This window comes from Pedobacter africanus, from assembly GCF_040548825.1.
In the GTDB taxonomy this organism is placed as follows: Bacteria; Bacteroidota; Bacteroidia; order Sphingobacteriales; family Sphingobacteriaceae; genus Pedobacter; species Pedobacter africanus_A.
The window spans coordinates 953,819-967,653 of sequence record NZ_JBEPSL010000001.1 but is presented as its reverse complement, the minus strand read 5'-3'; the positions used below and the strand labels follow the sequence as shown (position 1 = coordinate 967,653).

10 protein-coding genes are annotated in these 13,835 nt (G+C 39.4%); 1 reads left to right on the top strand and 9 read right to left on the bottom strand.

Annotated elements, in window-relative coordinates; translation table 11 throughout:
• Positions 1 to 70: 70 nt before the first annotated feature.
• Positions 71 to 589 (bottom strand): GNAT family N-acetyltransferase, encoded by a 519-nt coding sequence (locus ABIE26_RS03895; RefSeq protein WP_310139810.1) that lies wholly within the window; start codon positions 587 to 589, stop codon positions 71 to 73.
• Between the two features lie 219 nt (positions 590 to 808).
• Here ABIE26_RS03895 and ABIE26_RS03890 point away from each other — a divergent pair, with 219 nt between their 5' ends.
• On the top strand, positions 809 to 2,575 hold the full coding sequence (locus tag ABIE26_RS03890; protein WP_310139812.1) for a PAS domain S-box protein: 1,767 nt from the start codon (positions 809 to 811) through the stop codon (positions 2,573 to 2,575).
• Positions 2,576 to 2,814: 239 nt separating this feature from the next.
• On the opposite strand, the gene ABIE26_RS03885 is transcribed toward ABIE26_RS03890, so the two are convergent.
• The 8 genes from ABIE26_RS03885 to ABIE26_RS03850 all read right to left on the bottom strand — a co-directional run bounded on the left by ABIE26_RS03885 (position 2,815) and on the right by ABIE26_RS03850 (position 13,787).
• Positions 2,815 to 3,816, bottom strand: a complete 1,002-nt coding sequence (locus ABIE26_RS03885; RefSeq protein WP_310139816.1) for a type II toxin-antitoxin system HipA family toxin — start codon at positions 3,814 to 3,816, stop codon at positions 2,815 to 2,817.
• Entirely contained in the window at positions 3,794 to 4,141 is a 348-nt protein-coding gene (locus ABIE26_RS03880) for a HipA N-terminal domain-containing protein (protein WP_310139819.1), read from the bottom strand. Before ABIE26_RS03880 ends, ABIE26_RS03885 begins: the two co-directional genes overlap by 23 nt.
• Positions 4,128 to 4,349: a helix-turn-helix domain-containing protein gene (locus tag ABIE26_RS03875; protein ID WP_310139822.1), complete on the bottom strand. Its 222-nt coding sequence runs from the start codon at positions 4,347 to 4,349 to the stop codon at positions 4,128 to 4,130. Before ABIE26_RS03875 ends, ABIE26_RS03880 begins: the two co-directional genes overlap by 14 nt.
• Before the next feature lie 281 nt (positions 4,350 to 4,630).
• Positions 4,631 to 6,073 (bottom strand): TlpA family protein disulfide reductase, encoded by a 1,443-nt coding sequence (locus tag ABIE26_RS03870; RefSeq protein WP_310139825.1) that lies wholly within the window; start codon positions 6,071 to 6,073, stop codon positions 4,631 to 4,633.
• A 2-nt stretch (positions 6,074 to 6,075) separates the two neighbouring features.
• The gene (locus ABIE26_RS03865) at positions 6,076 to 7,530 is read right to left on the bottom strand and encodes a TlpA family protein disulfide reductase (RefSeq protein WP_310139826.1); all 1,455 of its coding nucleotides are present in this window, start codon (positions 7,528 to 7,530) and stop codon (positions 6,076 to 6,078) included.
• A 36-nt stretch (positions 7,531 to 7,566) separates the two neighbouring features.
• Entirely contained in the window at positions 7,567 to 8,931 is a 1,365-nt protein-coding gene (locus tag ABIE26_RS03860; protein ID WP_310139829.1) for a RagB/SusD family nutrient uptake outer membrane protein, read from the bottom strand.
• 11 nt (positions 8,932 to 8,942) lie between these two features.
• Complete coding sequence (locus tag ABIE26_RS03855; protein ID WP_310139832.1) at positions 8,943 to 12,539, bottom strand: SusC/RagA family TonB-linked outer membrane protein; 3,597 nt, start codon at positions 12,537 to 12,539, stop codon at positions 8,943 to 8,945.
• A 132-nt stretch (positions 12,540 to 12,671) separates the two neighbouring features.
• On the bottom strand, positions 12,672 to 13,787 hold the full coding sequence (locus ABIE26_RS03850) for a FecR family protein (protein ID WP_310139835.1): 1,116 nt from the start codon (positions 13,785 to 13,787) through the stop codon (positions 12,672 to 12,674).
• Positions 13,788 to 13,835: the final 48 nt, after the last annotated feature.

Here is a 13,835-nt window from a genome sequence, read left to right as displayed (position 1 = left end):
TTGAGAAGGTTTCTGCAAAATGCTATTCCCAGCATTTAGTTCATATTTGTTATTCCAATGGCTTGGTAGATTATAATTCCTTCTTCATCATAATATCAACCTGCGCATCATTGCCCATCTTGAATATATGCTTGTCAAATGCTATAAATCCATTCTTTTCATAAAATCTTATGGCCCTTGGATTTTTTTCCCAAACGCCCAGCCATAGGTAGGAATTATGCTGCTGTTGGGCTACTTCTAAAGCTTTTTCATAAAGCAGCTGACCAACTTTTTTGCCATGATGGCTGCCCTTTACATAAATACGCTCAATTTCAAGCGCTTTTTTATCCTGCTGCTCTGTTTGTGCTGCCCCAGTGTTTACTTTTAGGTAGCCAACAGGGGTTTCATCTGCCCAGGCAATATAAAACAATGAATCTGGATTACTCAATTCAGCAGATACCTTACCATCATTAAAACTGTCTTCTAAATACTTGTTCATGTCATCTTCGGTATTGCTGTCGGCAAATGTTTCAAAGAATGTTTCTCTGCCAATGAGCTGAACTGTACGTAAATCCCTGGCTGTAGCTTTTCTAATCTGTATCGAATCCATTGTCTGATTTGTTTTTTACAAATTTATTCAATAATCGGTTCAGAAAGATACCGGTAACTCATATTACCAAACAATACGGTATTTTAGATGTTACTATTTAATAAAAACATCAAATGGAAGGATCAATTACTAAAAACCAATTGCCGGATGGCATCAGGGTAAGGATGTATTAAAGTGAGCGGCTACATTAACCTATTAACACCTCAAATTCCAACACAGATGAACGAACCTCAGCAGAATATACAATCTGGCAAGGATAATCCTGAAAAATTGAACTTTGAAACGCAACTCCAAAATTACCAGAAAAGAATTGCCAATATCCTGGAAAGCTTTACGGATGCTTTTTTTGAGGTAGACAGCAACTGGACTGTAACTTATTGGAACAACGAAGCTGAAAAGCTGTTACTTAGGCCAAGAAATGAAATCATTGGGAAGAACCTTTGGGAAGAGTATAAAGATGCCATTCCGCTAAAGTTCTATTCCGAATACCACAAAGCCGTTGCAAAAAATGTTGCCGTACGTTTTCAGGAATATTTCCCACCAAAAGACATTTGGGTGGAAGTAGCTGCATTTCCTTCAGGCGAAGGACTGTCTGTTTACTTTAAAGACATCACCAAACGCAAACGAGCTGAAGAACAACTCAAAAATGAAAAGCAAAAGTATATTGACCTTTTTAACCTGAGCCCATTGCCGCAATGGGTTTATGACCAGGAAACACTGTATTTCTTAAATGTTAATGAGGCGGCTATAAAGCATTATGGTTATAGCAGAGATGAATTTTTGAACATGACGATTGAAGACATAAGACCCCCTGAAGACCTTAAAGAATTAAAGGATATCTTGAATACCAGAATCATTAAAGGGCTTTTTAATTCTGCTGCAGTAAGGCACCGAAAAAAAAATGGTGAGCTTATTTTTGTACATGTTGAAGGGAACTCGGTGTTTTTTGATGGGAAAAATGCCCGCCTGGTCATGGTCATAGATCAAACTGAACGTTTAAATGCCGAACTTGCGCTCGCAAAAAGCGAACAACGGTTCAAAGCGCTGGTACAGGATGGGTCTGACCTCATTGCCATATTAGATCAAAGCGGGAATTATCAATATATAAGCCCTACCATCATGCCCATATTGGGCATAAAAGCTGCCGACCTCATAGGGAAAAATGCCTTTGCCAACATCCATCCGGAAGACCGGATAAAAGCCTTTCGACAGTTTACAACCTTAAAAACAAAAAAACAGGTGAAGCTGCCCCCTTTCCGGTTTAAAAATTCGAAAGGCCAATATCAGTGGATTGAGACCATCGCCACCAACATGACAGATGATACTGCTATAGGCGGCATTGTAGTGAACTCGAGAGACATCACCGGTCGCATAGAAAATGAACTCAGAACTGAAGAAAGCATCAAACGTTTTAATATAGTTTCGAAGGCTACCAGCGATGCCATCTGGGACTGGAACATGCAAACTGGTCAGATCGAATGGAACCAGGGCATCAAGGGTATTTTTGGTCATAACCTGAATTCGTGTGGTTTTGAATGGTGGCAAAGCCAGGTTCATCCTGATGACCTGGAAAAAGTATTTAAACAGTTTGAGCAACTCCTCCAGCAACGAAAATCAAGGTTACAGGTAGAATATCGCTTCCGATGCGCAAACGGACAATATAAATCGGTGTTGGACAGATCTTTCATCCAATTTAACAGTGATGGCAACCCGGTACGGATGATCGGTTCAATGCAGGACATCACAGAGCGGATAAATCAAATTAAAGCAATAGAAGCTCAAAATAAACTCCTGCGCGACATTTCCTGGATCCAGGCTCATGAGGTAAGAGCACCCTTAGCCAAGATCATGAGCCTAACACAGATCTTAAATGATGATGATAAAGCCAGTTCATCGATAAAAGAACTGTCAAACTATTTAATAATTTCAGCCAATCAGCTGGACGAAGTGATCAGCAATATCCTTAAAAAAGCACGTGCCAGCTGAGTGGGGTTACGTGAAGGTTATTAAGGTTTTAAAACAACTTTTACACAGTTATCCTCTTTTTCATCGAAGAGTTTATACCCCTGTGCAACCTCGCTGAGCGGCAGGCTATGTGTAATGATGTCATCCAGTACAACCTTTTCTTCTCTTACAAGTGAAATTCCTGCCCACCAACTTCTAGCTTGTATTGGTTATCAGCAAAGGTATAATCGCTTCCCATCTCCAATAAAAATGCCCTTATTTCATTTCAAAAGGTTCCTTTTTCTATTATAATAAAGAAGGTAAGCTTTTTTTGTTTCGTCTTTCAGATACGACCTGCTAACCAAATCTTCAACCAATGGCTGCCGCTCTAAAAACGGAGCCAGCAGCATTTCAATTCTATTCTCCCGAATACCAATACGTTTACCAAATTCAATAAAATCCAGCGAAGATGGTGCATTGTTTTTTTTCCATTTCCATGATTTAAAGCCATCTGCAAAAAGTCCGCTGTCCAATGCAAAATTCGGATCGTCAACATGAATCCTTGTATTCAGCAAATCATAAGCAGGGCTCAATACAAAATCGCCCGATGGGGTTTCCAGCAGCGCAAAGTTCTTTAAGTGCGCATCCCCATTAGAAAAAAGATAATTAAACACCACCAGCCTAAAAAACTTTTCCATTTCTACCTTCCAGGTGGGCACGTATTGCTTTATTAGTGCGGCAAGCTGCTCATAACTATAATGATATTTAAAATCTGGCCCATCCGTATCGTTCGATTTTCCGGCCAGGCTTGCAAAATCTTCTTTCCTGTATTTACCACCTGATGGGTTAATGTCAAACCTTAAAGTAATATAAGCAGGTGTGCCATCTTCAAAAAAGACGAGCGCATTCTCGGCAGTGCTTATCTTATATACCTGCCTGGCAATTTGCATGGTCAGGTGCTCATTGGCTGGTACCTGGCTGGTTTGTTTAACATCCCTGGGTATAGGTTTTAAAATATAAGTCCCCTGCTCCCCTTCTTCAGTTAATCGCAATTTATTTTTTTCCAGTAATAACGACATCTTTTCCTGAACACCAGAAATAGAGATCCTTTTGCGGTTTTCAATAAAATGCTCAGTATCTTTCCCTTCTTTATCGGGCGCCATATACGGCAATACATGACTTACTTTTTTTCCATAAAAAACCCTGCGCAAAGCCAGCCCACTATACGTATCAAATCCTTCGGCCAATGTTCCGGGGCAATTATTTATCTCTAGTAAGCTCATTTTGTGGTATCGGTTTAACGGTAACTGCACCAATTGTATCGTTACCTGTTGTAGCTAGCAGCAATCCAAAAGCATCGTCTTTGTCAATTCTCAATTGTCTGCTTTGCAATTCTTTATTTACCCCTTCGGCAAGCATGTTGTAAAAGAAAGGGAACAAATGATCAGATCGGTATTCTTTGTTTGCTTTTGGCAAAGTTAAGCTTACTGCAGGTGCAGTTGTATCGTTATAATAATCAGCATCATACTTAAAAATGTATAACTTCCTGTTTTCTTCAGTAATGATACCGGCAAACCTTTTATTCAGAAATACTTTACCTGCTCTCATTTGTATTCAAACCCTTAACTTCCAATTTCAAAACCAAGCCCAGCACATCCGCAATCTTCTCTAAAACTTCTACCGTAGGATTGGCCTCACCACGTTCAATTCTGGAAATGGTATTCAAATTTATTCCAGCAATATCTGCAACATAAGTCTGTGACAACTTAAGTTCCTTTCTACGCCTTTTAATCGATTCCGAAATAGAATTTAACATTATAGTGTGATTTTTGTATAAAAATACACCAAACAAACAAATAAACAAACAAAATTCACATTATAACATGAAAATTAGTAAATTTAGATCTAAAAAAGCCGTCGAGATAACTGATTTAATATTATAATGTGAAAAATTAAAACCCAGATCGGCCCATGCCCACGCAAAGGCAGAAAAATTTCCACCAGCGTGTTCATGGGTAAATCCAGACGACTTTTTTCAATGAGCTGGAAAGCCTTGCCCGCACTTAACTTTTCCAGCACACTGAATGTTCCTTTTAACTACAGATACTTCTCAATATATTTTTTAAAACCTGCTTTATCACTGCGCGGATCCGGAGGTGTACCTGCCATATTCCCATTTTTATCTACAATAACCAAACGAGGATAGGCAGAGAAATTTAAATGCTTAATAAAGGGATGATTACTTTCTTGCTCTTCAGTATACAATTGCAGAGAATTTTTGCTAGAATATTTGCCAATACCGTCTAACCAAGTGTCTTTTTTATCAACGTTTACAGATATGAACTGAATATCTTTACCTTCATACTCTTTTTCTAATTCTTCTATTAATGGTACCATTTGCTTGCATCCTGAACAACCATTGAACCAAAAATCTAACACCAGCACTTTCCCTTTAAAATCGGCAAGCTGGTAAGTCTTTCCCTTGGGATCTGGCAAAGAGAATTTGAAAAAAGGAGTGCCTGCCGTCAAATTCTTTTGCACATATTCATAAGCATTTTTGACTTTGCTATAGAATGGATTATTAGGATCTACGTTATCAACATATAACTGATATAACTCTTTGACATTCGGATCATCCGATTTCGATCTGATATAATCATATGTTTGTGAAGAAAGCAGATAGTCTCTTACAACAGGCTTTTCTTTAAGATATTTTATCTCCATTTTAGCCAAACTGATTTTATTTCGTGTTTTAAAAGCATCCCCCCCAACGTATGCTGGATTTCTGAATTCGGACAAAATGATGTAATCAGACACAATTTTTCCTCCATCATAGTATATAACATCATCTTTAAAAAAGGTGTTCATTCGCTTTTTTTCTACTATGTATTTTTCAAACAGGAACTTTACAGAGTCATTTTCGCTTCGCAATGAACCCAACATCACATTGTCGAGAATATTATCGTATAACTGAACCTTAAACATGTCCTTGGATATTTGAGAGGTCTTGCCTTTGTAATTTGAGAAAACAGAATCAACTATATTTAGTTTCCGGTCTGCAAGCTCATATCTATAGGTTAATGATTGCTTGCCAAGTGGGGGAGCTAAGTTGGAAAGTTGTAAAATCGAACCAACCGCACTTTTTAACAGGTTCAGTTTCTCACTCCCCCTCCCGGAAAACTCTACATTCATAATCCCGAAACCAAAATGTCCGGCAGATTTCATTTCTGGAACAGAAATATGGATATCGTCGTTAGGTTCCAGCATGATATTCCAAACACCAGGCATAACGACATATTTATTGTTGATATGTACACCAATTGCTGTGGGTTTATCTATATCAAATTTGAATTCAAATTTTCCGGTATTAGTTGAGAATTCATGACTTTGTTTCTCTTTAAATCCAAAAATAGAAACTTCAATTTTCAATACTGAACCCTTGGCATTAAGAATGGTTCCGGATATTCTTGTGCTCCCCTGTGCAATGCCTTCTACGATAAACAACAGGGCAAATAATATAGCTGCTATGATCTTTTTCATTATTATAGGTATTTATTTATAAATTTTTTAAAACTTTGCTTATCTAGCAGCGGATTTGGAGGCGTACCTACCATTTTACCGTCTTTATCTACAACAATTAAACGCGGATAGGCAGAAAAGTTCAGGTGTTTAATAAAGGGATGCTTAAAACCCTGTTCCTCGGTATACAATTGCAAGGAGTTCTTACTGCAAAATTTCCCAATTCCATTTAACCAATCAGCCTTTTTATCAGTGCCTACCGATAAGAACTGTACTTTTTCTCCTTCATATTCTCTTTCTAATTCTTCTATTACCGAGGCCATACTTTTACACCCGAAACAGCCATTAAACCAAAAATCAAAAACCAGGACTTTCCCTTTAAAGTCCGCTAAGCGGTGTATCTTTCCTGTGGGATCGGGTAATGAAAAGTTGTAAAAAGGAACGCCACGTGTTAAATTCTTTTGAGTCTGCTCAAAACTTAATACTACCTGGTTAAAAAAAGGATTACCGGCATCTGCTTTTTCTTTGTATAATTTATACAAAGCTTGTACGTCGGGACTGTCATATTGCTCCTCCACCAAAGCATAAGTTAAATTAGACAATAAGTAATCCCGCACAATAGCATTATTTTTCACATGTTTTAGCGCTATCTTTGCCAAATTCAACCTTTTATTAAGTCTGAATTGCTCGCCTCCAGTGTAAACAGGATTCTCAAATTCTGCCAATAAAATATAATTAGGCAAAACGAGCCTACCATAATAATAAATTACATCGTCTTTAAAAAAGACATCCATTCGCTTTTTAGCCAGAATATATTTGCTAAATAATAATCTTAGTGAGTCACTTTCACTTTTTGTTGAACTGACAAAAAGCATATCTAACACCGCATCATACAATTGCGCCCTGATGATATCTTTTGCTTTGGGAGCGACCTTTCCTTTATAATTGTAATATATAGAGTCAATAGCATTTAACTTTCGATCTGAAGTTTCGTATTTATAGGCTAGAGATTGGTCTTTATATTTAATATCTGTTGCAAATATTTTTAACATTGCATCTACCATGTTTTTAGTGAAAATCAATTTTTCACTGCCTCTTCCCGACAGATCCAAATTTGTGATGCCAAAGCCGAAATACCCGGCTTTCTTCATTTCCGGGATAGAAATATGAATATCATCACCTGGCTCTACCAATATCTCATACACGCCTGGAAAAAAGACAAGTTTATTATTAATACGTAATCTAATAGCTGTTGGCTTATTGATGTAAAATCTGAAGTCAAATTTTCCAGTTGTCGTCTTGATTTGAGATTCTGTTTCGGTATCTGATAACTTAAATGCGTCACAAATTATCATTGTCACATTTAATGTGGAGTCTTTTGCATTCAGGACTGTTCCCGATATACGTGTATTGCTTCCAGCAAAGGCCACTCTGGTACATACCAGGGCGAAGAAAATAATAGCTATGATCTTTTTCATTGTTTTTTTATTAAAAATGTATGGTAGTTGAACTCTTTAACGTGGATTCTGTTGTATGCCGTTGTAATTAATAATATACTGCGGAATTGGAAAAACATAACGTTTGTCATTTGGTGGAAGCACATAAGTCTTGTCACCAATTTTTCTGACGATTGTTTTGGCGTACCTGTTTTCTTTATTTAACCTCTTGAGATCCTGAAAACGTAATCCTCTCTTCAAAAGCTCCTTCCTTCTTTCCGTTAGGATAATATCCAATGCTTCCTCATTGTTCCCGGCACTTAAGGGTATAAATGTTCCGGTTTTCAACCTCTTTTCGAGCAAGGTATTGAGCAGCGCCATGGCTTTTTCTTTATTATTGAGCCTAGCTGCACATTCTGCTCCAATAAGCAATACTTCATCTGTTGCAGTTCCTGAGAGATTGTTATTTACCAATTCTCCTCTCCAAAAAGCCCTTCCGTTCTGCACCTTAAAAAATAGGGTTTTCCTCAAGTCATTATCGCTGTATAGCTGATACAATTCATTTGGCACCGCTGAAGTAAAACCGGCACTGCCATAGCCGACAGTCATTTCTATTCTGATATGTGTTTCCTTGCTGTTATTTGCTAACGGATATGAGGGCGCAGGATCTATTTTATTATAATCATCCAGGAAGGGATGATATCTGAGGGACAAATCAGCATTTTCTAAAGCATGTTGATAGGCGTTCATATACAGGTAAGTTCTAGCCAGCAATGCATAAGCCCCTCCCTTGGTAATATGAGTAACTGATATCTGGTTTTCAGGTAATAGACCTGCCGCCGCCGCAAGATCTTTTGTGATCTGCTGATAGGTTTCTGCCAAGGTACTTCTGAAAATCGGTTCATTGATATTTTCATCCAGTTTTAACGGGATTCCCAGATCGGTACCGGCAGTAACAGGATCATAGTACTTGCAAAAAGTCATCGCAACGTTCATGAAGGCTCTTGCCCTGTGATACAACGCTGTACCTTTAAGGCGGTCGTATATGGAGGCATTGCTTTCAGTTCTCTGAATTTTTTCAAGGGCTTTTAAGGCCACATTACAGGCTTGTACCTGAGCATATGGATAATCCCATTCTTCCTGATATTCTACGGATCCTAATTTTGGAAATTCATCAATATTCCAGGTAATCAGTTTACGTTCAAAATCATACCATAGGGAATTAAATTCCTCCAGGGTCATTTCAAAATCATCATTTGAGGCTTCGGAAGATCCACGGCCATCATAACTGAACCTATTGGAATTCATCAACAGATTCAGGTCGCTCAGTGTTTGGGGAATAACCAGCTTAATATCCTGTTTTTCCTCCAGCCATTCTTTGCTACAGGAGGAAAGTAATAAAAGAAACGCCGATAGTACGGTGTAAAAAAAACTTCTTTTCATAATCAGTATCGTTAAAATCCACAGTTTATGCCAAACGCAAGTGTTCGAGCAGGTTTCATCGTTGGAAAGTCAGGATCCATATTTACCTTATTGGCCCTCCATAAAATGCCCAGATTATTGGCATAGGCAAACAACTTCAGGTTTTTGATCTTCAGTTTTTGCAAGGCTACACCCCTAAAATTATATGCAAGTGTCAAATCCTGAAGACGGATATGATCACCTTTGCTGATCATTGCTTCTGAAAAACGATAATAATCATCAGCTTGCAGATCGGCCGGATACCTCATAGCAGGCACATTGGTAATTAACTCATCTCCAGGTTTCTGCCAGCGTCTGTAAAAATCACCGTGATCAAAATAAGTATATAATGCCGAGTACATGATCGTATTGCTCCTGAAATAATAACCAAACCGGTAGGTGATGTTGAAGGAAAGTTCTATCCCTTTATAGTCAAACGTATTACGCAACGCACCGAAATACGGTGCCAACGCATTGCCATTAAAGATCAGATTGTTAGCGGGATCCTGGCTTAAATATGAGGTGATCTGCGAGTATTGAGAAGATGGATCGCCATTCAAATAACCTCTTGGCTGTCCCGTATTAGGATCCAAACCTGCCCATGGATAGGAATAAACACTAAATAACGGCCGCCCTACTACCGGTGCGTAACCACTTGGTGTACGGCCAATACTGAAATCGTTAACACTGATAAAACTGCTGATGGTAGCAATTCGTTGGTATTTGGTTATTTCGTCTTTTGCATAGGAAAAGATCGCCGAAGTCTGCCAATTGAAACTTTTCGATCTAATATTAATCGAGTTTATCTCCAAATCTATACCCCTGCCTTTCATATTGGCCACATTGCCCCTATAAGAAGTAAAACCAGTGGTTGGATCTATTTCACCATTGCCTATCAGGTCTGTACCTGTTCTGTTGAAATATTCTATACTTCCTATAAGCCGATTATGTTTAAAACCAAAGTCAAGGCCAATATTCCACATGGCATTTCTTTCCCAACGAAGTTCTTTATTGGGCGGAGTTACCAGATCTGCGTTAGGGAGGCTATTGTTACTATTTCTGGAAAGGCGGGCAGTGGTATAAGCAGTAGTGGTCCTGTCAATATTTCCGCTGTATCCGTAAGTAGACCGTAAACTCAATTCCGGCAACCAGTCTAATTTATAAAACTCCTCTTTGTTTACATTCCATTTCATTCCGACCGACCATAAAGGCACAGATTTTTGGTTGGTCTGCGCTCCAAAAAGATTGGATTGATCTATCCTGGCACTTGCAGAAATAACATAACGCAAATCATAGTTATAGGCGCCATTCATATAGTAGGACCGTATCCTATCTACTGTACCGGAGTAACTGTCAGAATTTGAAATCGTAGCAGATCCCCCCTTACCATACTGGGTGAAGCGTGTTAGGTAGTCTACCAGCATGCTTGAACCCACATTTGGATCAAAACCATATTGCCTAGAACTTATTCCGCTGGATTTAGTTTCCCTTACCTCAAAACCTCCAATAGCATTGACCTGATGTTTATTCCATTTCTGATCGTAGTTTAACTGAAACCGTCCGTTAAGCGCATTGAGTTCTGTATTTGTATTATCCAGTCTGCCGCCCAAAGGTATATTACGGGTCATTACCCCATTTGTAAACGTGGTATACTTATTAATCTGATCGCGCATGGCATAGCTTTCCTGATCATAAAAATTACGCCGTCGGCCTAACTGGTTTTCATACTGAAACCTGGCTTCTGCCGACAACTGTGGAAGAATCGCATATTTTACAGCCGTATTTAAGCGCATCTCACTTTGTCTATATTTATTGTCTTGTAGCGCCAGTTCTTTTAAGGGCAAAAAATCCCAGTTCAATAGGCCCTCCGTCAAGGCTTTTTGTTTCAACACAGTACTGTGATCTTTAGTTACCACGGCTGGGTTGCCATTATCATCCACAAGACGGGCATATGGGTACATCTTTTCCTGCCCCATGTTATTGAGCATTGAAACCACATTTGTTGTGGTCTGAGTATTTTGGTTGTAGGCAAGACCCGCGCTAATCTCCAGGTTTTTTAAAGGTTTAAAAACCTGATTGCTGTTCAGGCTTATCCTACTCAGGCTATTTCCTATCTCTGCACCACGATTTTTATCAAAACCCGAAGAAAAATAATAGGTATATTTCTCCGAACCACCACTAAGATTAACAGCATACTGCTGGTTTAAAGAGGTCTGGTAAAGATAATCGTGCATGTCCTTTCTTAGGTCATAATTACGTAGAGCATCTATCCTGGTCTTAGCCTCATTCGCCGTTATGCGATTGTTCTTTTGATCGTTCAGGATTTCTATTACCGGAGAGTAGGGTCTGTTGACAGTTGTGTTACTAATAATAGTATTGTATGCCCCTTTTTCAAATAACATCTTTTCTATATCTATAAGATCAGTTGGCTTCATCCGCGAGACGTACCAAAGGTCAGGACGTTCGCCAAAAGTGTTATTAGCAGTTATACTAATATTCATGGGTTGGTTGGCCTTTCCCTTTTTGGTTTTGATTACAATAACTCCATTTCCTGCCCTGACACCCCAGATAGAAGCAGCTGCCGCATCTTTTAGGATATCAATATCTTCAATATCATTCGGATTGATGTTCCTGATATCTCCCTCGTACGGAAAATTGTCCACAACAATGAGTGGCTGATCATTTCCAAAGATTGTTGCCTGCCCACGAATCGTTAACTTTGGATTGACCGAACGTTCATCAAAAAAGATAGAGGGCGCTATACCCTTCAACCTGCTGATGACGTCGGTGGATATTTGCCTATTGAAGGTATCATTATCCACCTTAGAGAATGATCCTGTAGCCCTTTCCTTTGGCAGGCCCTGATATCCGGTAGAAACAACAGATAATTCATCCAGTTGGCTGTTTCCGATCTCCATTATTAAAGTTCCCAGCTGCGCGGCCGCCTTAACTTCCCGGGTTCTGTAGCCAACATAGCTAATCTCCAATACGGAATTTTCCTCGACATCAGCCAGCCTAAACTCGCCATTGCTGTTCGTTTTGGTCATTTGGTTCTTCCCTTTAACCTTTACAGTTGCCCCTGGCAGCGGATTTTTCGCTTCATCCACCACACGGCCGCGCACATCAATAGCAGCAAAACGATCAACAATCCTCTCCAGAAAGGAAGGCTCATCTTTCTTTTTAATCATCAGTGTTTTTCCGGAAACCTGATACATTACCGGCTGCTCTTTGAACGCTGCCTGTAAAGCAGCATCTATACTTACATTACTCAGTGTTAATGTAACTGGTTTTGTATGCTTAAAATCCAGATTGGAGTACACCAGGTCATAGCCAGTTTGTTTGCTGATCTTTTCCAGGACTTTTTGCAAAGATGTTCCTTTCTCATTGAGTGTAATTTGTGCTTTGGTTAAGGCACTTACCTGTACCAGGAACACTAACATTACAATGGCCGTTAGTTTCATCGCGCGTAAAAATTGTTTTAAGGTGTAATGGCTTCTCACCCAAAAGAACGGGTTCGAGGTCATAATCCGCAATATTTTAGGAGGTATGCCCCAAAAAGGATATCCTCCAAATTTTCCATTAATTTTCATTAATTTTGATTGTTTGGTTCTAGTTGATAGTTAGTTCTCTTGAAGGAATGATTTGGCAGAACCAGGCATTTAAAGCGGTGGTAGTCCCAATTACCTCCGCTTTTTTCTGATCTACCCTTTTTACGTAGACTTCTATTTCATCACGATGACCCTCCTTCCCTCAATTTTGAAGTGAATATTCTGTGTATAGGTAATTTTATCCAGGATCGTAGAAATATCATCATACTTACTGATGAATGCTGTAAATGGAATATCTTGTACGTCATCCTGATAAACAACTTCGACATTATACCACCTGGCCAATTGCCGCATAATAGATTCAATCTTTTCATTTTCAAACATAAACCTGCCGGTTTTCCAGGCTATTGCTTTCTCTACGTCAACTTTGTAAACAGCTATTTTCTTGTCCACCAGTATGTTTGCCTGTTCTCCTGGCCTAAGTACTGTACCCTTATTGATTTGTACTGATCCTTCAATTAGTGTGGTTTTAGTTGACCGGTCATCAAAATAAGAGCTGATGTTAAAGTGTGTGCCCAGAACTTTAACAGTCTGCTTCGTTGTTTCTACTATGAATGGATGTTTTTTGTCTTTTGCAACTTCGAAATAAGCCTCGCCCTCGAGCCTTACCCTGCGCAACCCACGCTCATTTAGGCTGGCAGAATAAGTTAAACTCGAAGCGGCGTTAAGCCAGACTTTTGATTTATCTGGCAAGGTTATCATATAGGTTTCACCTTTGGCCGTTGAGAGGGTATTTATTTTATTACTTTCAGACTGTCTGCCTTTTATTTCATATACCACTTGTCCACCTGCAGTTTTGTTGATCTGAACGCCAGCTTCTTCGGCCAGCTGTCCATAGGCCTGATCAGTTAATCTGATCTTTTTGCCATTAGCTAGTGTAAGCGTAGCACCTTGTTTACCCGGGGCAATGTTTTTAGCTGCCATGGCAAGTTCTGTGCCGGCGGTATCTTTAAAGCGGCTGCTATAAAACCAAATGCCAAATGTGATAAGCGCTACCGCAGCGGCGATGCCTGAAATACGCGGCCACAGCCGGACCCTACCCTTTACCGAAACAGGCAGGCGAACCTGCTTGTCCATCAACGCTATATCCGACAGCAGTTCCTCCCTTGAAACACCGCTGGCCGGAAGTTCCCCAAAAAGTAACCATTCTTTAACCAATTTTTGCTCTTCTTCTGTAGCCTCACCAGCTTCTAGCCGCGCAAAAATAGATTTAGCATCTTTGTTTTCCATCTGAAATCGGGATTGCATTCTGGGCAATCTGTACTTAGGACGGAGAGC